Annotated in this window: 16 protein-coding genes; 7 read left to right on the plus strand and 9 right to left on the minus strand. The window is 41.6% G+C overall.

Annotated elements, in window-relative coordinates:
* Positions 1-255: 255 nt before the first annotated feature.
* The gene (gene purL, locus DPV92_RS05955; protein WP_111354101.1) at positions 256-4152 is read left to right on the plus strand and encodes a phosphoribosylformylglycinamidine synthase; all 3897 of its coding nucleotides are present in this window, start codon (positions 256-258) and stop codon (positions 4150-4152) included.
* A gap of 88 nt (positions 4153-4240) precedes the next feature.
* Here purL and rdgC read toward each other — a convergent pair whose 3' ends face one another.
* From rdgC to cysB, 6 genes are all read right to left on the minus strand, one after another.
* Complete coding sequence (gene rdgC / locus DPV92_RS05960; protein ID WP_111354102.1) at positions 4241-5146, minus strand: recombination-associated protein RdgC; 906 nt, start codon at positions 5144-5146, stop codon at positions 4241-4243.
* A 99-nt stretch (positions 5147-5245) separates the two neighbouring features.
* The gene (gene trpD, locus DPV92_RS05965) at positions 5246-6250 is read right to left on the minus strand and encodes an anthranilate phosphoribosyltransferase (RefSeq protein ID WP_111354103.1); all 1005 of its coding nucleotides are present in this window, start codon (positions 6248-6250) and stop codon (positions 5246-5248) included.
* 118 nt (positions 6251-6368) lie between these two features.
* The gene (locus DPV92_RS05970) at positions 6369-6947 is read right to left on the minus strand and encodes an aminodeoxychorismate/anthranilate synthase component II (RefSeq protein ID WP_005709742.1); all 579 of its coding nucleotides are present in this window, start codon (positions 6945-6947) and stop codon (positions 6369-6371) included.
* Positions 6948-6964: 17 nt separating this feature from the next.
* A complete protein-coding gene (gene trpE, locus DPV92_RS05975; RefSeq protein ID WP_111354104.1) occupies positions 6965-8521 on the minus strand; it encodes an anthranilate synthase component I in 1557 nt (518 codons plus the stop codon).
* Positions 8522-8641: 120 nt separating this feature from the next.
* On the minus strand, positions 8642-9286 hold the full coding sequence (locus tag DPV92_RS05980) for a hypothetical protein (protein WP_005709725.1): 645 nt from the start codon (positions 9284-9286) through the stop codon (positions 8642-8644).
* A gap of 9 nt (positions 9287-9295) precedes the next feature.
* Positions 9296-10279 (minus strand): HTH-type transcriptional regulator CysB, encoded by a 984-nt coding sequence (cysB, locus tag DPV92_RS05985; RefSeq protein ID WP_005709783.1) that lies wholly within the window; start codon positions 10277-10279, stop codon positions 9296-9298.
* Positions 10280-10402: 123 nt separating this feature from the next.
* Between cysB and rsgA the strand changes: the two genes are divergently transcribed.
* The 6 genes from rsgA (at position 10403) to DPV92_RS06020 (ending at position 14263) form a co-directional block, all read left to right on the plus strand.
* Positions 10403-11440 (plus strand): small ribosomal subunit biogenesis GTPase RsgA, encoded by a 1038-nt coding sequence (rsgA, locus tag DPV92_RS05990; protein WP_111354105.1) that lies wholly within the window; start codon positions 10403-10405, stop codon positions 11438-11440.
* A gap of 3 nt (positions 11441-11443) precedes the next feature.
* Entirely contained in the window at positions 11444-12040 is a 597-nt protein-coding gene (gene rnhB, locus DPV92_RS05995; protein ID WP_005709723.1) for a ribonuclease HII, read from the plus strand.
* Between the two features lie 12 nt (positions 12041-12052).
* The gene (hinT, locus tag DPV92_RS06000; RefSeq protein WP_005709740.1) at positions 12053-12418 is read left to right on the plus strand and encodes a purine nucleoside phosphoramidase; all 366 of its coding nucleotides are present in this window, start codon (positions 12053-12055) and stop codon (positions 12416-12418) included.
* A 1-nt stretch (position 12419) separates the two neighbouring features.
* Complete coding sequence (locus DPV92_RS06005; protein ID WP_005709756.1) at positions 12420-12776, plus strand: YcfL family protein; 357 nt, start codon at positions 12420-12422, stop codon at positions 12774-12776.
* A gap of 392 nt (positions 12777-13168) precedes the next feature.
* Positions 13169-13846 (plus strand): cation diffusion facilitator family transporter, encoded by a 678-nt coding sequence (locus tag DPV92_RS06015; RefSeq protein ID WP_005709763.1) that lies wholly within the window; start codon positions 13169-13171, stop codon positions 13844-13846.
* Positions 13847-13870: 24 nt separating this feature from the next.
* A complete protein-coding gene (locus DPV92_RS06020; RefSeq protein ID WP_005709773.1) occupies positions 13871-14263 on the plus strand; it encodes a MerR family transcriptional regulator in 393 nt (130 codons plus the stop codon).
* Positions 14264-14349: 86 nt separating this feature from the next.
* Here DPV92_RS06020 and cpdB read toward each other — a convergent pair whose 3' ends face one another.
* The 3 genes from cpdB to DPV92_RS06035 all read right to left on the minus strand — a co-directional run bounded on the left by cpdB (position 14350) and on the right by DPV92_RS06035 (position 21577).
* On the minus strand, positions 14350-16323 hold the full coding sequence (cpdB, locus tag DPV92_RS06025; RefSeq protein ID WP_005709770.1) for a 2',3'-cyclic-nucleotide 2'-phosphodiesterase: 1974 nt from the start codon (positions 16321-16323) through the stop codon (positions 14350-14352).
* Positions 16324-16414: 91 nt separating this feature from the next.
* Positions 16415-17122: an acid phosphatase AphA gene (aphA, locus tag DPV92_RS06030; RefSeq protein WP_040218101.1), complete on the minus strand. Its 708-nt coding sequence runs from the start codon at positions 17120-17122 to the stop codon at positions 16415-16417.
* A gap of 81 nt (positions 17123-17203) precedes the next feature.
* Positions 17204-21577 carry a two-partner secretion domain-containing protein gene (locus tag DPV92_RS06035; protein WP_111354106.1) on the minus strand — a complete coding sequence of 1458 codons (4374 nt, stop codon included), beginning with the start codon at positions 21575-21577 and terminating at the stop codon, positions 17204-17206.
* Positions 21578-21736 lie beyond the last annotated feature (159 nt).

Consider the following 21736-nt stretch of genomic DNA (forward strand, 5'->3'; position numbering starts at 1 on the left):
GATAAAAAAATGGGTGGGTATACCCCCCCTACGATACCGAGACAAAATTTAGCCTTGGTTTGGGTTAAAAAATTGGGGCGATTTTAGCATAAAATCCTATTGGTAACATCTACTTTACGATTCATACGTAACCTATGGCGTGAGCCATAGGATCATCACACTATCAGCATTCCCCTCAAATTTTAAAATGCAAACGTTTGCGTTATCCGTTATAATACGCCCGATTTTTTACTTTTCTTAATACGGAACTGCAATATGACTGTAAAAACCTTTCGTGGCTCTCCTGCCCTTTCAGAATTTCGTTTAACCCAACTTCAACAAAAATTCCAGCAACATCAGCTGCCTGTCACTTCAGTGTATGCAGAGTATTTGCATTTTGTTGAGCAAAATGCACCGCTTGCAGAAGGCGAAATTGCTAAATTACAAGAATTATTGCACTACGGTCCAACCCTTGCGGAACACGAGCCAACAGGTTTTTGCTTAATTGTAACTCCGCGAGTGGGGACGATTTCGTCTTGGTCTTCTAAAGCGACCGACATTGCCCACAACTGTGGTTTGGCGAACGTGAACCGTATCGAACGTGGCTTGGCGTACTATTTCAGTTTTGAACGTGAGTTAACTGAAGCAGAATTGGCAACACTAAAAGGTTTATTGCACGACCGTATGTTAGAAACAGTGTTAAATAATGAAGCGGAAGCAGGATCGCTCTTTACGCAACAAGCACCGAGACCATTTACCACCATTGATATTTTAGGCGGTGGTCGCCCTGCCCTAGAACAAGCAAACATTGAGCTAGGCTTGGCATTAGCCGATGATGAGATGGATTATTTAGTAGAAAACTTCACGGCACTAAACCGTAATCCAAACGACATTGAACTTTATATGTTCGCTCAGGCGAATTCGGAACACTGCCGCCATAAAATCTTCAATGCAGACTGGACAATCGACGGAGAAAAACAAGAAAAATCGTTGTTCAAGATGATCAAAAACACCTTCGAGCAAACGCCTGACCACGTTCTTTCTGCGTATAAAGATAACGCGGCAGTGATGGAAGGTTCAACCGTGGGGCGTTGGTTCCCAGACCAAGATGGGCAATATCGCGCCCACCAAGAAGATGCCCACATTTTGATGAAAGTGGAAACCCACAACCACCCGACTGCGATTTCACCATTCCCAGGGGCCGCGACAGGTTCAGGCGGGGAGATCCGCGATGAAGGAGCAACAGGACGAGGGGCAAAACCAAAAGCAGGTTTAACGGGCTTCTCGGTCTCTAACTTGGTGATTCCAGAATTCAAACAACCGTGGGAAAACGAGCTTTCTAAACCAAACCGCATTGCTTCGGCACTCGATATTATGATCGAAGGCCCTCTTGGTGGTGCGGCATTCAACAATGAATTTGGTCGCCCTGCGTTATTAGGCTATTTCCGTACTTACGAAGAAAAAGTCAACAGCTTCGCGGGCGAAGAAGTGCGTGGCTACCACAAGCCGATTATGTTAGCAGGCGGTATCGGTAACATTCGTGCCGAACACGTTCAAAAAGGTAAAATTCCAGTAGGTGCGAAACTGGTGGTGCTTGGCGGACCTGCAATGAACATCGGTTTAGGCGGTGGTGCTGCCTCCTCAATGGCTTCAGGTAAATCCAAAGAAGATTTAGATTTTGCTTCTGTACAACGTGAAAACCCAGAGATGGAACGCCGTTGCCAAGAGGTAATCGACCGTTGCTGGCAGTTAGGCGAAGAAAATCCAATCGCATTTATCCACGATGTGGGCGCAGGCGGTTTATCGAATGCAATGCCTGAGCTCGTTCACGATGGAGACCGTGGCGGTAAATTCAATCTTCGCTCGATTTTGTGCGATGAAAAAGGGATGTCGCCGCTTGAAATTTGGTGTAACGAGTCGCAAGAGCGCTATGTATTAGCTGTAGTAGCGGACAAACTTCCACAATTTGAGGAAATCTGCCGTCGTGAGCGTGCGCCTTATGCGGTAATTGGTGAAGCGACCGAAGAGAAACACTTAACCTTACACGACAACCATTTTGACAACAATCCGATTGATTTACCAATGAATGTGTTGCTTGGCAAAACCCCGAAAATGCACCGTGAAGTTTCGTCGAAATCTGTGGAAAATCAACCGCTTGATCAACAAGGCATTCAATTAAAAGAAGCACTGCACCGTGTGTTACGCTTACCTGTAGTGGCAGAAAAAACCTTCTTAATCACCATCGGTGACAGGTCTGTCACAGGGATGGTAGCACGCGATCAGATGGTCGGCCCGTGGCAAATCCCAGTGTCTAATGTTGCTGTAACTACTGCTTCATTAGACGGCTATCACGGTGAGGCTATGACGATGGGAGAACGTGCACCTGTTGCTTTATTAGACTTCGGGGCTTCTGCACGTTTAGCAGTGGCGGAATCTATTACCAATATCGCCGCAACCAACATTGGCGACATCAAACGCATTAAACTTTCTGCGAACTGGATGAGTGCCGCAGGTCATGCAGGCGAAGATGCGGGCTTGTACGAAGCCGTGAAAGCGGTGGGCGAAGAGCTTTGCCCAGCACTAGGCTTAACCATTCCAGTGGGTAAAGACTCAATGTCAATGCGTACCACTTGGGAAGAAAACGGCGAGCAAAAAGCCGTGACTGCACCACTTTCATTAGTAATTTCTGCGTTTGCTCGAGTGGAAGATGTGCGTAAAACTATCACCCCACAACTTCGCACCGACAAAGGTTTATCTAGCCTCTTACTCATCGACTTGGGCGAAGGTAAAAACCGTTTAGGTGCAACCGCATTGGCACAGGTTTATAAACAATTAGGAGACAAGCCAGCAGATGTGGTAAACGTTCAACGCTTAAAAGATTTCTACAACGCAATGCAAGTATTAGTGGCAGAAGATAAATTGTTGGCATATCACGACCGTTCAGACGGGGGTTTAATCACTACCTTAGCAGAAATGGCGTTTGCGGGTCATTGCGGAGTGGAAGTGGATATTTCAGCTTTGGGCGATAACGACTTAGCAGTATTATTCAACGAAGAGTTAGGTGCGGTAATCCAAGTTGCTGACAGTCAATTAGAAAGCGTGCGTGAAGTGTTAAAAGTGCATAACTTGCTTGGCATCACCCACGAACTTGGTACAGTAACTGCTGATGACCGCTTTGAGATCAGCCGTAGCAGCCGTAAATTACTCAGCGAAAAACGCTCTGAATTACGCGGCATTTGGGCAGAATTAACCCACCAAATGCAACGTTTACGCGATAATCCTGAGTGTGCCGACCAAGAGTTTGAAGCTAAGAAAAACCCAACGGATAAAGGTTTATCAGCATTCTTAACTTACGATGTGAACGAAGATATTGCAGCTCCATTTATCAACAAAGGTACGAAACCAACCATTGCGATTCTACGTGAACAAGGCGTGAACAGTCATTACGAAATGGCGGCGGCATTCGACCGTGCAGGCTTCAATGCGATTGATGTGCATATGTCTGACTTAATGTCTAGTCGTCGCAATCTTGCCGACTTCAACGCATTAGTAGCGTGTGGTGGTTTCTCTTACGGCGACGTATTAGGTGCAGGTGGTGGCTGGGCGAAATCTATCCTATTCAACCCGCAATTACGTGATCAATTCAGCCAATTCTTCGCCAACCCGAACACCTTGTCATTAGGCGTATGTAATGGTTGCCAAATGGTGTCGAACTTAGCGGAAATTATCCCTGGCACAGAAAATTGGCCACGTTTCGTTCGCAACAAATCTGAACGTTTCGAAGCACGCGTGGGCCTAGTGAAAATTAATGAAGTGGCTTCGCCTTGGTTTGCAGGAATGGCAGGATCACATATGCCGATCGCCGTTTCTCATGGGGAAGGTCAAGTTGAGTTCAAATCGTCCGCTCAATTAGCGGGCTTAAAAGCACAAGGCTTAATTGCTGCACAATATATTGACAACAATGGCAACCCAACCGAAGTTTATCCAGCCAACCCGAACGGCTCGGTGGAAGGTATTACCGCGATTACCAATATGGACGGTCGCGTTGCCATTATGATGCCACACCCAGAACGTGTATTCCGTGCAGTGAGCAACTCATGGCATCCAGAAGACTGGACAGAAGATGGCGCTTGGATGAGATTGTTTAGAAATGCGAGAGTGGCGCTGAAATAATCTAGTTGTTTAAGTATAAACGGATAATAAAGCAAACTTTATTATCCGTTTTTCTATGTGAAAATTCTCAAGTCTATGAGTTAAAATCTTAAATCCGTTCTTTAATGCCACCAAACTCAGCAATGAGTTTTTGCGTAAAGAGTTTCAGCTCTTCAGTCATCAACAAGAAATCGGCATCAAAACGCTGCGCAACATCTTCTTTTAAAATATCGTCATTTTTCTCGCGAATTTCATCGGCAAATTTAAGGCGAGAAAGCACGGCTTCTTCATTCAACACACAAGAAAAATGGTTTTCCCAGTCGATGGCAATTTTGGTGACAAATTTACCCGCTTGTAAGTGTGGTGTAATCTCATCGCTTTCCAACATCTGATTTTTACAGCGAATCACACTGCCGCTTTCAAAGGATTTTAACTCTGCTTCTTCTAACAGATTCAGCCACGCTGGTGTGTAACCTTTTGCCACCCAATCGGTCATTACTTCATAAGGCGGAATCACAAAAGAAATCGGCACAACAGGGAGCGAACCAAGCGTTTTCCGCAGTAATGCTAGTGTGTTTTCCGCACGCTTGCTTGAACTTGCATCAACATAAACTAGCTGCATCTCTAAATCTAACCAAATTGCAGTGAATTGATGTTTACTAAATGCTCGAGGCATTAAAACCGAGACGACTTGATCTTTCACAGCCTGCTTCTCTATTTTTTTGAGTTTACGTGCCTCTTTTTCTTCTAATTCGGCAATGCGTTTTTCAACTTCTTGCTTTACCACATTTGCCGGCAACAGTTTGTTTTCTTGATGTGAAATCAGCAAAAATTGCTTACCTTGTGAGAAGCACAGCTGTTCAGAACTAGCAAGCGGTTTGCTCCAACCAAACTTACTCATATCGTGAGCTTCACAAGGCGTGAAGCGGTTTTCGGTTAGCTGCTCATTAAGCGTTTGCTCATCTAGCGTTAATTCGCTGGTAAGACGATAAATCATTACATTTTTAAACCACATAGATTATCCTTCGTAAATTATTTCAATTTTTTCCTGTGGAAATACACTATTCTATCATAAAAAAACGCCCCAAATTGGGGCGTAAAAAGCACTAAAGATTTATTGATAACTCGCTAAGTTTTCTAACGTCTCAAACGCCTTTCCACTAGCCAGCACCGCTTTTACTTTTGCTGCATTGGCTTTTAAGTCAGGCTCGCCAAAGATTCTCATTAACATGGCAACATTCACGGCAACCGCATCAATATGTGCAGCTTCACCTTTGCCTTGTAATAAAGCTCGGATTTTCTCAGCATTTTCAGCAGACTCACCGCCTTTTAAGGCTTCGATTGGATGACGTGAAACGCCAAAATCTTCAGGCGTCACAGAATAATAACGGATTTTTCCATTTTCAATTTCTGCTACTTGAGTTTCACCGTGAACAGCGACTTCATCTAAACCCGCTCCATAGACGACAATAGTGTGCTCGTGGTTTAAGGCTTTTACCGTTTCCGCATAGATTTTTAAAATTTCTGGCGAATAAACACCTAAAAGTTGGCGTTTAGCGTGAGCAGGATTGACGAGCGGTCCTAAAATGTTAAACAGCGTACGGGTTTTCAATGCTTGGCGGACAGGGATGGCATATTTGAAACCTGAGTGATAAAGCGGGGCGAATAAAAAGCAGATGCCAATTTCGTCCAATGCTTTGCGAGCGATCTCGGCTGGCACTTGGATATTGATGCCAAGTTGAGAAAGTACATCACTTGCCCCCGTTTTGCTAGAAACACTACGGCTGCCGTGTTTTGCCACTTTGTATCCCATTGTCGCTGCCACAATGGCACTTGCTGTTGAGATGTTGATGGTGTTATGCCCATCGCCGCCTGTGCCTACAATGTCTGCAAAATCATAGTCTGGTGTTGGGAAAGGGGATGCATTTTCAAGTGCAGCAGTCACTGCACCTGAAATTTCGTCAATTGTTTCGCCTCGCATTTTTAACGCAATTAACGCCCCAGCGAGTTGCTCATTTGATACCTTGCCTTGCATAACTTGAGTGAAGAAGAAGGTGGATTCAGCTTTATCAAGCGGTTGATTATTAAATAATTTTTCCAAAAGTTGTTCGGTTTGCATAGTGTGTTCCCTTCTATATCCGTAGGGTGTGTGAACAAGGTTTACGCACGCAAACGGTTAATTTTTTATGAAATTTATAAAAGCGTGCGTGAATTTTTCAAATTTACACACCCTACAATTAGCTTAATAGCCATTCCACTGACTGCTTCAATAATTTTGTCCCTTCTACGGTCAAAATTGACTCTGGGTGAAATTGGAAGCCACAAATTGGCAAAGTTTTATGGCGAACCGCCATTACAATCGTGCCGTAACGTGCATTGACTTCCAACTCTTCCGGCAAATTATCGCCCATTAAAGAATGGTAACGAGCCACAGGCATTGGGTTGTTGATACCTGCGAACATAGCTTGGTTATCGTGCTCAATTTTTGACACTTTACCGTGTAATACCGTGCCTGTATGTACAACTTTTCCGCCTAAGGCTTCAATAATCGCTTGGTGACCTAAGCAGATCCCAATCATCGGCACTTTGCCTTTTAATTGCGTAATAATGGGCAATAAATTACCCGCTTCCGCTGGGTTGCCAGGTCCAGGTGATAGAGCAACTAATGAGTTTTCGGTGGTTAAAGCTTTTTGAATAAAATCCTCTAACGGATAATCGTTACGGAAGATCGTTACTTGGTGTCCTAGTTCGCGGAATTGATCCACTAAATTGTAGGTAAATGAGTCGAAATTATCGACAAAAAGAATATGTGCCATAGTGCTTTCCTCTTATCCTAATGTGGCTGCCCTTGATTCACCTGCCCAATCGCTTTTAATACTGCACGGGCTTTGTGGCGAGTTTCATCAGCTTCTAATTGCGGATCTGAATCTAACACTTCGCCACAACCTGCTTGCACGTAAGCCGTACCATTTTGAACGAAAGCAGAACGAATGACGATACAGGTATCTAAATTGCCTTCGGAGGTTAAATAACCGACCGCACCGCCGTAGCTATGGCGTTTTTGCTGTTCGAATTGGTAAATCAACTGCATTGCCTTGATTTTCGGTGCACCCGTGAGCGTGCCCATATTCATACAGGCTTGGTAAGCGTGCAATGCATCTAAATCGGTGCGAAGTTTCCCTACCACACGTGAAACAAGATGCATAATTTGCGAATAGCGGTCAATTTGCATCAATTCCACTACTTTTCGCGTGCCCGATTGGCTTACGCGAGCCACATCATTTCGAGCTAAATCGACCAACATTAAATGTTCAGCAAGCTCTTTTTTATCTAAACGTAATTCTAATTCAAGACGAGAATCGAGTTCTAAATCAATGTTACCGTGCTCATCAAAGCCACGCGGGCGAGAACCTGCAATAGGGTAAATTTCTAGCTGACGATCGTGTTCAGAATATTTCAATGCACTTTCAGGCGATGCTCCAAATAGCGTGAAATTTTCGCCTTGCATAAAGAACATATACGGGCTTGGATTGTTCATTTTAAGTTGGCGGTAACTTGCTAGAGTATTTGGGCAAGGTAAGCTGAAACGGCGAGAAGGTACAATCTGAAATACATCTCCCACGTGAATATGATGTTTCAGCTTGCGAATAATCTCTTTGAATGGCTCATCTTCTAAATTCGCCACCGCTTCTGCATTTGCAGTTTGAATTGGTAAGCTGAAATTGGTTGGTGCATTGGCAAGTTGTTCTGCAAATTCGACCGCTTGTTGGCTTAATATTGCTTGCTCAGCTGGATTGAAACAGAAAGTATTAAGCGTTGCGGTTTGAGCTTGGTGATCGATAAAGACTAATTGCTCGGCTAAATAGAAGCTGTAGTCTGGACAACTTAAGCCATCGTCTTGCAAGGTAATGTTATCCATTGGGATAAAATTCGCCACTAAATCGTAGCTAAATAATCCGCCTAAATAAACGGGTGAGCTTGCTGCTTCAAACAGTTGGTTTACAACACGCAAGCCATCAAACACCGTGCTAGTTTTGAGTTTGCTATCTTCGTCTAATTGAGTAGGAATAGTGGGGAATTCTGCAACCAAGCGGTGTGATTCTGCAAAAAATTCGCAAGTAGGTGCAGGATTTAAACTCGCTAAAGCAACTTGAATATATGGAATGACGGCTTTGCCGTTTTTAGTTAGAGGCTCAAAAGTGACTTGCTGTGCGTTGCAAAAAATATGCAATGCAGATTGGGCGAAGAGTAAACTTTTGAGGCTATTTTTGCTTTGGATTTCAGCGGAGTCTAATAATAAGGTATGAGGCTGGTTGCCACAAAGAGCGTGATACATCGCGGTAGTATCGGCAAAATAGGGCAACGTAGTTTGTTGAATTTGCACGTTCATGATTATCTTCCTGTGTTTATTTCTGTACTATTAAACTAGTACAAAAGGGATTTGTCAAGCGTGCAAGTAAAAATAGCACAAATTTCTTTGTGCTATTGATTAGGAATCATTAAATAGAATTTATTTTACAAAGCTATCAAACTTCAACTCATAATTATCGCCATCGCGATTGTAAGAGATAAAACGAGGGAATTTTTCGCCCTCGAATTTTTTCACTGTAATCGCTTTGTGATCTGCGGTTGTGAAGCTATAGGTAATTTCTTGATAAGTTTTACCATTTTGCGTGACCGCTTTTTGTGTTTTGTTTAGATTCACATTCGGTGTTGGATAGAGTTTTTTACCGTTTGTGGTTTGGAAGCTGGTTGGCAATTTATCGTAGTAGCTTAACTGGAATGCCGTCGTAAACAAGTCAAAAGTTGGCATGGTTAAAGGCTCAGTTTTAAGCGGCTCTTTCGCTTTGCCGTATTGAATATTTTTGCTATCAATTTCCGCTAATGCATAAGTTTTACCGTTACGGGTGTCTCGGTAGCTTAACATATTAAAGATACCATTTTTCTCTGTGCCTTTTGCCGTAAATACAATGCTATAGAGTGGAATATTGATTTTTGATTGAATTTCATATTTTCCGCTGTCATGTTTAAAGTTCACATAAGCGGGCATTAAATAGTTTGAACTATATTTAATGTTGAAATTTTCCGCGTAAGCGGTCGAAATCATTGAAAAAATTGCAACACCAGTAAAGGCGATTTTTTTGAAAAATGTCATTGGTTTTCCTTATTTTTCTTCCAATTGTGTGTGGTCAAACATTCGCATAATGGCGGTATTATCTCGCAGTTGTTCAGCTTGTTCCACCTGCATTCGGGTTAAATGCGGAGAGAAATAGTTAATAAAATCATACATATAGTTGCGCAAGAATGTGCCACGTTTAAAGGCAATCTGCGTCATGCTTGACTGGAACAGATGGCTGGCGTTAATGGCGACCAAATCGCTGTCGCTTTCCGTGTACGCCATTGAAGCCATAATGCCTACTCCCAAGCCAATACGTACATAGGTTTTAATCACATCTGCATCGGTTGCGGTAAAGACGATATTCGGCAAAATCCCCTCTTTGTTAAAGGCTTTGTCCAAATCCGACTGCCCCGTAAAGCCGAAAGTGTAGGTGATTAAATCATATTTTCCGAGCTCTTCGACAGTTAATTGTTCTGGTTGGTTCACATATTTTGCGAGCGGATGATCAGGCTTGACAATCACCGAGCGGTTCCACATATAGCAAGGGAGTAAAATCGCATCTTCAAACAGATATTGTGCTTCGGTCGTAATCGCTAAATCCACTTCGCCCGCCATCAATGCATCGTAAATTTGCGTCGGTGAACCTTGGTGCAGATGCAAACTCACGTTCGGATACTTCGCCTTGAAAAGTTCAATCACACTGGGTAACACATAACGAGCTTGCGTATTCGGGCTGGCAATGCGAAGCACGCCACTATTTGGGCGAGTTTGTTCTTCTGCCACAGCTCGAATGCTTTGCGCTTTCACCAAAAGCTCACGCGAAATCGCTACAATTTTCTCACCCGCGGGGGTTAAGTCTTTAATGTGCTTACCGTTTCGCTCAAAAATATTGATGCCAAGCTCACTTTCCAGCAGTCGCACTTGCTTGCTGATTCCAGGCTGTGAAGTATAAAGGGCATCCGCCGCTTCGGTAATATTAAGGTTTTGATTGACGATTTCGACAATATAGCGAAGTTGTTGTAGTTTCATATTCTTCCTTGCGGGCTGATTTTTATGCTTTAATGTTATAAGAAAAGATTGGCGGTTTCAATTGGCTATTTAGGCTAATTTTTAGTATGCTAGCCCCAATTTTATTTTTGATGAGAAATCCTTTTGAGCAAAAGAAGATTAACCCAAAACCAGCAACGCCGTATTCAATCGAACCACCATAAAAGAATCTCGAAAAAAGAGGTGGAATGGCAAGATGAAATGTTAGGCGAAGTGCAGCAAGGAGTGGTGGTCACCCGTCACGCTAAACATGCTGATGTAGAAACCGAACAAGGTGAGATTTATCGCTGTAACTTACGTCGTACTCTGAAAAATGTGGTGGTTGGCGATCAGGTTTCTTGGAGACTTGGTAATGAACAACTACAAGGCATTAGCGGGGTGATTGAAGCGATTTACCCGCGCAAAAACGAACTCAGCCGTCCCGATTACTACGATGGCATCAAAGTAATGGCATCTAACATCAACCAGATTATTATTGTCTCTGCCGTCTTGCCAACGCTCTCGCTCAACATTATCGATCGCTATTTGGTCATTTGTGAAGCGGCAAATATTCCTGCGTTAATCGTGCTCAATAAGGTTGATCTACTCTCTGAAGAAGAGCGACAAGCGGTCAAAAAACAGTTAGCCATTTACGAAAAAATTGGCTATGAAACCTTGATGCTTTCAGCCGACACAGGCGAAAATATGGAAGCTCTGCACGCTTATTTACGCCAAGGCACTTCTATTTTCGTGGGGCAATCGGGCGTAGGTAAATCAAGCCTCATCAACCAACTTTTGCCAGAGATCAATGCTTTAACAGGTGCTGTCAGCGATGTTTCAGGCTTGGGGCAACACACCACCACCGCTTCACGCTTGTATCATCTGCCACTTGGTGGGAATTTGATTGACTCACCAGGGATTCGCGAATTTGGGCTTTGGCATTTAGAGCCGAACCAAATTACTGACGGCTACCGCGAGTTTCAAAGCGTACTCGGTACCTGCAAATTCCGAGACTGCAAACACGGCAGTGATCCAGGTTGTGCCATTCGAGAGGCAGTCGAAAAAGGCGAGATCGATCCTATCCGTTTTGAAAATTATCACCGCTTGATCGAAAGCAGAAACGAAAGCAAAAGCCAACGCCATTTTAGAACAGAAAATTTATAGAAAATGACAGAATTTGTATATCCCAACGCCAAGCTCATCGCAGGTGTGGACGAAGTAGGCAGAGGCCCGTTAGTCGGGGCAGTTGTGACCGCTGCGGTAATTTTAGACCCTAATAACCCGATTGAAGGCTTGGCAGATTCGAAAAAATTAAGCGAGAAGAAACGCCTCACCCTTGCTGAAGAGATTAAAGCGAAAGCACTATGCTGGTCACTCGGACGAGCTGAACCCAAAGAAATTGATGAACTTAATATTCTGCACGCAACGATGCTTGCAATGCAACGTGCTGTAGATGGCTTAAGCATTCAGCCTGATTTTGTGCTTGTCGATGGCAACCGCGTGCCAGCAAGTCTTTCTATTCCCGCACAAGCGGTCGTAAAAGGCGATAGTTTGGTAAAAGAGATTAGTGCAGCCTCGATTTTAGCAAAAGTCGCCCGCGATCAAGAGATGGACGAACTAGACCAACAATTCCCCGAATACGGTTTTGCCAAACACAAAGGCTACCCAACCAAACTGCATTTTGAAAAACTTGCCGAACTTGGTGCAACCCAATATCATCGCAAAAGTTTTGCACCAGTGGCAAAAGCATTAAATTTAAAATAAGAGGAACTAACAATGACTACAGAAAAAACCTACGAAGAAACCATCTTCAGCAAAATCATTCGCAAAGAAATCCCTGCGAATATCGTTTACCAAGATGAATTAGTGACCGCTTTCCGCGATATCGCACCACAAGCGGCAACACACATCTTAATCATCCCAAACAAATTCATCCCAACTCTTAACCACGTAACCGCAGAAGATGAGCTTGTGCTAGGTCGTTTAATTACTGTGGCGTCAAAACTTGCTAAAGAAGAAGGCATTGCCGAAGATGGCTACCGTTTAATTATGAACTGCAACGCCCACGGTGGGCAAGAAGTCTTCCATATCCATATGCACTTAGTCGGTGGCGAGCCATTAGGCAAAATGTTGAGTAAATAAAATGCGTAAATTTTTATCTTTAGCCATTTTTTCTCTCTTTTTGACCGCTTGTGGTAGTAATCCACAAAGCTACATCACGCCAAAATCAAGCCCAATTGTGAACATTGATTCAAGCTTAAATGCAACTTTGGACGTGAAGGCAAAATCAGACTATTTAACGATTAAAAACCTAAGCGAACAAGCGGTTAATTTTGCTTATAAATTGTTTTGGTATGACGGCAAAGGGGTAACTCAAGCCGCAGAACTCTCGCCACAAACTTGGCAGCCCGTTACTTTACGAACAAAAGAAACGATGAAAATTGAGTTGGAAAAGCCAACAGAAGAGAGTGAAAATTATCGGGTTTATTTAAAACCGTAGATATAAAGGCATAATAGACATATAGAATAAAAACGGCACTTTCGTGCCGTTTTGCTTATCTATTTACAACTCTCAACAAATCAATCTACTACCGCTCAATTATTTTTCTTATTTCCATTCCACCATAGCTTCAACAAAATTCAATAATTTCGCCCGATCTTTCGTATTTAGTTGTGTAAGTAATTCGTCAAATTGGCGAGATTTCAACGCCAACTTAAAAACAAAGTTAAATTTAGCTAAAACTGGCTTTTCGGTAAAACAAAATCGTTGAATTGGTTTGGGTATCGAGTCTACGTCAGCACCTGATTAAATGTACGTTTTATGACTTGACATTGTAGTTACTACAGACTTTATGATTCTTGCAAAGTAAATCAAATAGTTAAGAAAATAAAATGAAAGAAGTTTCTATAGTAAAAAATGATACTCCTAAAGAATATCAGCAACATGCATCTTGCCCTCATAGTCAAATCTCTAAAAATAAAATGGTATTAGGCATTAGTTTTGCAATTATTACCTTTTATATGGTTGTTGAATTTCTAGGGGGATATTGGTTTAACAGCCTTACTTTGATGGCTGATGCTGGGCATATGGCAAATGATAGTTTATCTATTTTTTTAGCATGGATTGGGTTATTTTTAAGTCTAAGATGGCAAAAATGGTTCGCTTTAATCAATGGAATTTCATTAGTTTGGGTCTCTATTTGGATTTTCATCGAGGCTATAACACGTTGGCAGGCTCCGATAGAAATAGCCGCTTTGCCAATGTTAGGTGTAGCTTTACTAGGATGTGGGATTAATTTGTTGGTAGCTTTTATAATGCTAAAAAGTAATCGCCATAATTTGAATATTCGTGCAGCATATTTGCATGTTTTAGTAGATTTATTTGGTTCGGTTGTTGCTATTATTGCAGGAATAAGTGCTTATTGGTTAAATTGGCAATGGGTTGATGTAGTCGCTAGTGGTATTTTAAGTCTTTTTGTCTTATACAGCGGTATTTCCACAGTTTCTAGAGCTGTTAAATCCTTGTATGATAGTAATACAAATTTCTTATTAGATGATCATTCTCATTAAAGTAAAAAATTGCTTGAGGAAATAATGAAAATTAACGAATTAAGTAAATCTACGCATACTAATATTGAAACTATCCGCTACTATGAAAAGCAAGGAGTATTACAGCCACCTAAGCGATTGGCTAATGGTTATCGATATTATGATGAAGAAAGTGTAGAACAATTAAAATTTATCAAAAAATGTCGAACGTTGGGTTTCTCTTTAGAGAATATTAAGGCACTCAATCGTATTAAATTTAGTATGAAAGATCATTATCAAGCAGATCAATTAGTACTTAATCAACTTATTCAAGTGGAAAATAAAATATCTCAATTATTAGAAATTAAAGATTTTTTACAGTCAATTGTTACCGAAAGTGAACATAATGAAGAGGAATGTAAAGCAATAGAAGGATTGAAAAGCGAATGCAATTTGTAAAAATACTCAGAAATTTGACCGCTCTTTAGGAAGAAAAAATGCCGCCTAAATTTTTATATTCAGGCGGCATTTTATTTTTCTAATTATTATTTAGATAAATCAATTTGATACACGGCAAAACCGATTTCGTCAGTACCCACCTGTTTCATCGGATATTGTGCTTTTTCAGCGATAAATTTCGCCGCTTGTTCGCTTGGCGATGTTTCAAAACGGACATCTAATTTATCGTTACCTGTGATAGGCACAAAACGCCAGTTTTTATCCGCATTTGGATTGACTGAACCCTCTTTCTCACTGGTTGCTTTAATATAATCAGCCAAAATTTGACGGCTTTCATCAGGCGAAGCATAAACAATATGTTTATCACCAGTACCTGGGAATTTATTGCCGTAAGCACGATAGTTATTCGTTGCAATCAAAAATTCTGCTTTTGGATCAACTGGTTTACCTTGATAGGTTAAATTTACTACGCGATGTGATTCTGGATTGATCAATTTACATTCACCATCATAACGTGCAGGTTTGGTTAGATCGTATTCATAATTGACACCATCAATCACATCAAAGTTATAAGTGCGGAACCCTTCCCAATCAATTAATGATTGAGGTTTATCACTTGTAGGGTCAATTTGTTTAAACATACCAGCACTACATTCTAACCATTCTTTTAATTGTTCGCCTGTCGCTTTAACAACCACTAGCGTATTTGGATAAAGGTATAAGTCTGCCGCATTACGGAAAGTTAATTCACCTTTGTTCACTTCGGTATAGCCTGTTGGGTCATTTTTACGACCACCCGCTTTAAATGGAGCACCTGCACTTAAAATAGGCAAACCAGTCATTTCTGCCACACTTGGTGCCACTTTTTCAACGTATGCTTTTTGTGCTTGGTTTACAATTTGAATGGTTGGATCATCTTGCACTAATGCAAGGTAACTATACATATTGTCTGTAGCTTTGCCGATAGGTTGAGACACAAATTTACGTGTTGCTTCGTGAACTGGTGCTAAAAGAGCGGTGATTTCTGGGTCATTTTTTGCGAGTGCTTTTTTGGTTTCTACATCATAAATTGGACGAAGCACCGCTTTGCCTGAAGTCACAATCCATTTACCTTTGTGTTCTGTTAAACCTAAATCTACCACACTGATATTATTTGCCCAATAGCCAGCCATACTTTCTGGTACGCCTTTTACGGTACCATTTACGATGTCTGTATTTGGTGATTTCGCAAATTCTTTATTTGGGAATAAACGGTGTGAGTGACCAAAAATAACCGCATCAATATGTGGAACATCCGCTAAATAGAATGCAGAGTTTTCAGCACCTTCTTTGTATGGTTCATCAGACGGGCCAGTGTGAGCTAATGCAACGATAATATCTGCCCCTTTTTTCTTCATTTCAGGGACATATTTTTGTGCTGTTTTTACAATATCACGGGTTTCCACTTTACCTTGAAGGTTCGCTTTATCCCAAACTATAATTTGTGGCGGTACAAAACCAATATAACCTATTTTTAATTTATGTGTTTTGCCATTATTATCCACCACAGATTTTTCTTGAATGACATAAGGTGTGAAATAAGGTTCTTCAGTTCCGACTTTTACTACGTTGGCATTTACAATTGGGAATTTAGCTTGTTTGATACAGTCAGCTAAATAATCTAAACCATAGTTAAATTCGTGGTTACCTAATGTACCCACTTCATAATTCATCGCATTTAAACAATCGACCGCAGGGTTAGATTTGCCTTCTTTATAGCCTTGTGCAGCTTGATAGTCTGCAATTGGATTACCTTGAATTAGGTCACCGTTATCTACTAATACGCTATTTTTTACTTCAGCACGTGCTTGGCGAATAAGGCTTGCCGCACGAGTAAACCCGAATTTATCGGTTGGTGCATCTTTATAATAGTCAAAATCAGTTAAGAAACTATGAATATCTGTTGTTGCCACAATGCGTAGATCAATATCGCTCTTTCCTTTTGCCATCGCAAAACGGTTTACACTTAATGCAAGAAGACTGGTCGCACCAATTTGAATAAAATTACGTCTGTTCATCATAAAAACTCCACAAAAATTTTGAAAAAGTAGGCGGATAGAAATCCGCCCACATAAACATTTTTATCCTATTTTAAGATCATTCAACACTATTTTAATAGCTTGAGTTAATTAAAACTTCTTCGCCATAACCGCCTAAAGTTGGCATTGGCTGGTAAGTTGAGTTTGCCGCACGCATTAGACGAATACCACGAATACCCGCTTCTTTCGCAGCTAAAATATCATCATCGCTGTCACCATAGTGGATAGTCACTTTATGGGCAATAATACCAGGGGTTTTATTATATTTTGTCGTACGTTCACGACCACCCATAAATTCCACTGGATGCATGTTTTTAATATCAAATGCTTTTTGTAATACAGAAGTTACGCCATCGGTTTTACCTGCTGTACGACCCGTAATAAAGTAAATTTGGTCTCCACGCTCTTGGTGCATTTTGATTAAATCGGCACCAATTTGTTTTGGAATTGAGTAATTATCACACCCTGCATTTACTTCATTCCAGAAGTCTTGATTTTTTAAGTAATCTTGTTTGCCTGGTGAGTATTTTTGCTGACCGTAGTAGAAGCAAGGGCTACTAAATAACACGGTATCGTCAATGTCAAAGCTAACATTAATTGGTGCTTTGCCTTCTAATTCTTTTTTAATTTGATCAACTGAAATCCAGTGAATGGGTTGTTCAACCAACATTTCACGGGCGTTAGTGCCTGATTGAGTGTAAGGCTCAGTTTTAGACGCAAATGCTGGCATCATTAAACTACCGATAACGACTGCTAATGAGAGTTTAGTTAATTTGTTCATAAAGAATCCTCTTTTTTTATGATTGAAATAAGCGGTCAATTCCGTGAAAAGTTTCACAAAAAATTGACTGCTTGATGGGTTTTAGTGTCTTACACGTACTTTATAATTTACCTTATTATTTTTAATAAGTTGTAAATTTACTGCACGTATTGGTTTTACTACCTGTCTTACTTTTTCAGGAATTTTTGCTTCAACTTGTTTTTTTATCGCTGTAGTAGCTTCCGCTTTAAAATGTATTTGGCGACTATGATGATTTTTCATCTCAGTACGAGATTTCACACCTTTGACTACAACTGTATCCTGTGTTGCATTCACGCCAGCATTAGTTGCTGTTTGCTGATGTTTAGCGTTAACCTCTAATTTGGCATCCGCTTTCACACCTGCAATGGAACCGTTATTCCAGTCATTTTTTGCTGCTTCTGCCCACTTATCTGTAGTTGGTACAGCAAGTTTACCACTACCATTCGCAGCAAGGCTTACACTTACTTCATTGACTTTATTGGCTAATTGCTCACTGTGAGAGTCGCCTGAAATCATACCGCTTGCGTGGTTAGCATTGACAGAGCCACCGATAAATTTCGCATCACCACCAGCATTGATTTTAGCTGTATCGGTGTTGAGAGTGGTTTCGGTATGTGTTTCATTACGCACCACATTCACAGCAAGATGACCGCTACCTGAAGACGGAGTCCATTTTTGTTCAGCCACGCCACCGCCTAGTTTTAAGCCTACTGAAACATCGGTTTTGTTCACGCTATCTGTTGCTGCCGTTAAGGCTAAATTGCCTTTGCCTGCATTAAGATTGAGCTGTTCAGAGGTTGAGGTCACCCCTTTTAAATTCACTCCGTTTTGAGCTTGAATGCTCACATTTTTACCGTTTACTGCCACGCCTGTGTGCGTTTGGCTGTTTTCGGTGTTTACGCCTACATTTGCATTAAAGCCTGCATTTGCTACTTTAGCTCCAATATTCACGCCTGTTGCCACAGAGGCTGCCACATTTTGAACGTGATTATTGCCCGCTGTAATGTTCACACGTTTGCCAGAAAGTTGAGCATTTTCAACCGCTTGCACGTTTGTGCCTTGCAAGTTCAATACGCCTTGTGTTTGCACATTTACGTTTTTACCCGCAATGGTGTTCGTCACCGCTTGGCTTTGGTTGCCGTTTTTACCATTTGCAGAAAGGCTTAAATCAATAGATGGAACTGCTGCACCTGCTGATGGCACAACCATTGCACCAACACCTACTTTCGTTTCAAAACCACCACCTGATTGGATTTTACTGCTTGTTGCTTGGCTGAATTGAGCACTTTGAGCTTGAATATTCACATTTTCACTTGCGTTAATATTTGCTTGGCTATTTAATTTGCCTGTATGAATGTTCACGTTTTTCGCATTAATTGAGCCTTGCACAGCATTGCTTTCTTGGCTAGCAGATTGATTGTAATTTGCTCCTACTTTTGCTGCAACGTTAAAGCGTTGGAAATCAGAGGTATTTGCTGAAACGCCTAAACTCGCCCCAGCTGAAAGGCTGTTTTTCTCAACACGATTTGCAACTGCTACAAGTTGATGGCTGTTTGAATTAAATTGTGCCGTTTCTCCTGCGCTGTATTGGGTCGCATTATCTTGAATGTGGTTTGCATTCACGCTGATATTTTTGCCTGCTTGTAACTGCGTTGCGGTATGCGTTATGCTTGATACGGTTTCACGTCCACCTTTTGCAGCAAGTTCTGCTTCCACGCTGAAAGCTTTGGATTTATCAATGCTCGCAGACACGGTGAGATCAACATTCACATTATTGCCAAAGCTATTTGTACTGTTTTTCGCAGTAGTGTGAAGTACCTCTTTCGCATTTTCTTGAATATTTCCGCCTGCTTGCACTTGGCTGCCTTGATGCTCAATGCGATTTGCATTAAGTTTTACATCATTTGCCGCTGAAAGTTTGCTTACTTGGGCTTTGTTTTCCACGCTTGAATTCAAGGAATGAGCTACACCAACACCTAAAGTGGCACTTAATTTGTTCTCGGTTACGGTGCCGCTTAAACCAACATTTACCTCGTTTTTCACACTGTTGTTAATACTTTGATTTTGAGCCGCTTGTGTCGTGATTTTATCCGCGTTAATGACTAAATTGCCGTGAGTTGCCGCCACTTCACTACCTGAAACAGTCACAGTTTTTGCATTCAATGTTACATCGTTACCTTTTACGCTTGAACCTGTATGCGTTGTTGTGTGACTATTTTGGCTGTTATTGTAAACGTTCAAGCCCAAGTGGAATTTACCTTCTGCATTTACAGCATCTGCTTTTTTCTCTTTGCTAATTTCAACATCCGCATCCACGCTTGGCTTACCTTTGTTATTATCAAGGTTGAGATTTGCGGTTAAATGCCCGTGTTGGAATGATGTTTTGAGGCTGTCGAAACCGCCCGCGAAACTAAAACCAGCCTTGCTTGATTCCGTACGAACATGGTTAGTTGCACCTTTCACTTCAATACCACTTTTTGCTGCAATATCGAGCAACCCTGCAGATTGCACGGTTGAGCCCACAATGCTCACGTTTTTGTTGGTAGAAAGTTGGAGATTTGATTCTGATTTTAAGGTTGAACCTTTTGCAGTAGAGGTATGTGTATAGCTACTTTGGCGAGCCTTGGTAATATCAAAAATTGTACCTTGACGAGCGTAATCAACTGCAGTGGTTTTCGCTTGAGTGCTATCAATAACTAATGCACCTGCATTGCCTTTTACCACGCCATTACCACCCGTTACGACACGGCTGCCTGAAATATGCACGCCACGGCTTGCATCTAAAGTCGTATCGCCTTTCACGGTAATATCTGCCCCGTGAACAGTTTCTGCACTTCTACCTGTACCAACGGTTTTAGAGCCTGCTAAACCACCCCAGAAACGCATATCATCGCTGAGGTTATAACTTTCGCTAGATCTTTCTGAGCCGAATGAAAGCGAACCGCTATTTTTCGCGAGCAATGTACCATCTACATTTGCCACGACGCCGTTTAAATACAGGTCGCCTTTACCGCCTAAAATAAGATCTTGTTTGGTCGTTAATTCTGTTGCAGTGTAGTGCTGCACGCTACTATCTTGGCTACTTAAACCTGTTTTTAAACGTGCAGTTTCATTTTTAAATTCAGCACGAGCCGTTTGAGTGGTAGTGGCTTTTGCACCACGTAAATTCACGCCTTGTTCGCCATAAATAGCGGTCGTTTTTGCGGAAACTTTTGCACCTTCTGTGGTCACTTTACCTTTGGTTGCTTCAATGTTTACACTATCGCCTGCAATCGTAGTGCGGTGTGTGGTTTCAACACGATTGCTCTCTTGTTCATTGCGATACCAACTGCCTTTGCTTTGGTTTTTGCTGTGTTCACGTAAATTTACGGTTTTTTCTGCCCCTAAGTGTACATTGCCACCTAGAATATTGCTATTTTTGGCTTGAATATCTGCTCCTGAAATGTTCAATTTACCACCGACATTCACGTTAAATTGATCAGTTTGCACACTGGTTGCTTGGTAGGTTTCGCTTGAGCCACTTTGATGATCGCGAGACTGTACGCCATTTTGATGCGTAATTTTTGCTTTACCACGATCTGTATGACGACTAATTCTACCGTTTAAGTTTGCATTGCCTGCGGTAATATCCACTTCTTTTGCTTGTAAATCAGCAGCTTGAGCGGTGATAGTCGCACGATCATCGGTTGAATGAATACGAATTCTGCCTGCTTGAATACTACCCACGACTTTGCCATCTAGCACTTGACCTTTACGCTCTGTAGTCGTGATTTTAAGCGTGCCATTATCTTCACGTGCAATTTTATTTTTGCCCGTAATCACATTCACCCCTTCGCTGGTGGTAATTTGACCGCCAACAGTCACTTGCGGGGCGATTAAATCAATGTCGCCAGAACTGGTAATTTTGCCGCTGGTGCTTAACGCTTTATCGCCTGTTGCATCATAGCCTTTAAGTTTACCTTCTACGACTTGTGGCTTACCTACCACAAGCGAAGCACGAGTCGTGTTAATAAAGCCACCACCTTGCACGCTAATGCCGTTTGGGTTTGCTAATACATAATCGGCTTTATCACCAAAGATTTCTTGCTGACCTGCAATTTTAGATGGGTTGCGACTCACTACTTCATTAAGAATCACTTTTGCGGATTGGGTTTTGAGATTTGGGTTAGCGTTGAGATCGCCTGCAAGTTGAGATTTACCATTTTGACGAGCATTGTTTAGCACAGCACCAGATTTATCTACGTTAAACTTATCATATCGGTTATGCGATAACCCTGCGGCACTTGGATTGGCGATATTGATAATTTCAATGCCTTGTTTTTTGCTAATTTGTGTGTTGGCATCTGCCGCACTGATTTCTGCAAAAGCAGATTGCCCCGCAATGCTGAATGCAATGGCGAGCGAAATTTTGCTTAAAGAGTAAGTTTTAGACATTTTGTACCTCGTAAAATGGAACATAACTAAATAAGAAATGCTCGTATTAAAACAAAAATGGATAGGTTAGACCAGTCATTTATGGAGTAAAAATGTGATCTGCTTCACAAAAAAATAATTTATTGAGTAAAAAATCAAGTGTGAATTAGTGTAATAAGC

The organism is Pseudohaemophilus paraphrohaemolyticus, from assembly GCF_003253115.1.
In the GTDB taxonomy this organism is placed as follows: domain Bacteria; phylum Pseudomonadota; class Gammaproteobacteria; order Enterobacterales; family Pasteurellaceae; genus Haemophilus_A; species Haemophilus_A paraphrohaemolyticus_A.

What these genes read in the sequence shown, in the direction of transcription:
- purL (WP_111354101.1), top strand. Translation starts at nt 256, where the DNA reads ATGACTGTAAAAACCTTTCGTGGCTCTCCTGCCCTTTCAGAATTTCGT.
- rdgC (WP_111354102.1), bottom strand. Translation starts at nt 5,146, where the DNA reads ATGTGGTTTAAAAATGTAATGATTTATCGTCTTACCAGCGAATTAACG.
- trpD (WP_111354103.1), bottom strand. Translation starts at nt 6,250, where the DNA reads ATGCAAACCGAACAACTTTTGGAAAAATTATTTAATAATCAACCGCTT.
- DPV92_RS05970 (WP_005709742.1), bottom strand. Translation starts at nt 6,947, where the DNA reads ATGGCACATATTCTTTTTGTCGATAATTTCGACTCATTTACCTACAAT.
- trpE (WP_111354104.1), bottom strand. Translation starts at nt 8,521, where the DNA reads ATGAACGTGCAAATTCAACAAACTACGTTGCCCTATTTTGCCGATACT.
- DPV92_RS05980 (WP_005709725.1), bottom strand. Translation starts at nt 9,286, where the DNA reads ATGACATTTTTCAAAAAAATCGCCTTTACTGGTGTTGCAATTTTTTCA.
- cysB (WP_005709783.1), bottom strand. Translation starts at nt 10,279, where the DNA reads ATGAAACTACAACAACTTCGCTATATTGTCGAAATCGTCAATCAAAAC.
- rnhB (WP_005709723.1), top strand. Translation starts at nt 11,444, where the DNA reads ATGACAGAATTTGTATATCCCAACGCCAAGCTCATCGCAGGTGTGGAC.
- hinT (WP_005709740.1), top strand. Translation starts at nt 12,053, where the DNA reads ATGACTACAGAAAAAACCTACGAAGAAACCATCTTCAGCAAAATCATT.
- DPV92_RS06005 (WP_005709756.1), top strand. Translation starts at nt 12,420, where the DNA reads ATGCGTAAATTTTTATCTTTAGCCATTTTTTCTCTCTTTTTGACCGCT.
- DPV92_RS06015 (WP_005709763.1), top strand. Translation starts at nt 13,169, where the DNA reads ATGAAAGAAGTTTCTATAGTAAAAAATGATACTCCTAAAGAATATCAG.
- DPV92_RS06020 (WP_005709773.1), top strand. Translation starts at nt 13,871, where the DNA reads ATGAAAATTAACGAATTAAGTAAATCTACGCATACTAATATTGAAACT.
- cpdB (WP_005709770.1), bottom strand. Translation starts at nt 16,323, where the DNA reads ATGATGAACAGACGTAATTTTATTCAAATTGGTGCGACCAGTCTTCTT.
- aphA (WP_040218101.1), bottom strand. Translation starts at nt 17,122, where the DNA reads ATGAACAAATTAACTAAACTCTCATTAGCAGTCGTTATCGGTAGTTTA.
- DPV92_RS06035 (WP_111354106.1), bottom strand. Translation starts at nt 21,577, where the DNA reads ATGTCTAAAACTTACTCTTTAAGCAAAATTTCGCTCGCCATTGCATTC.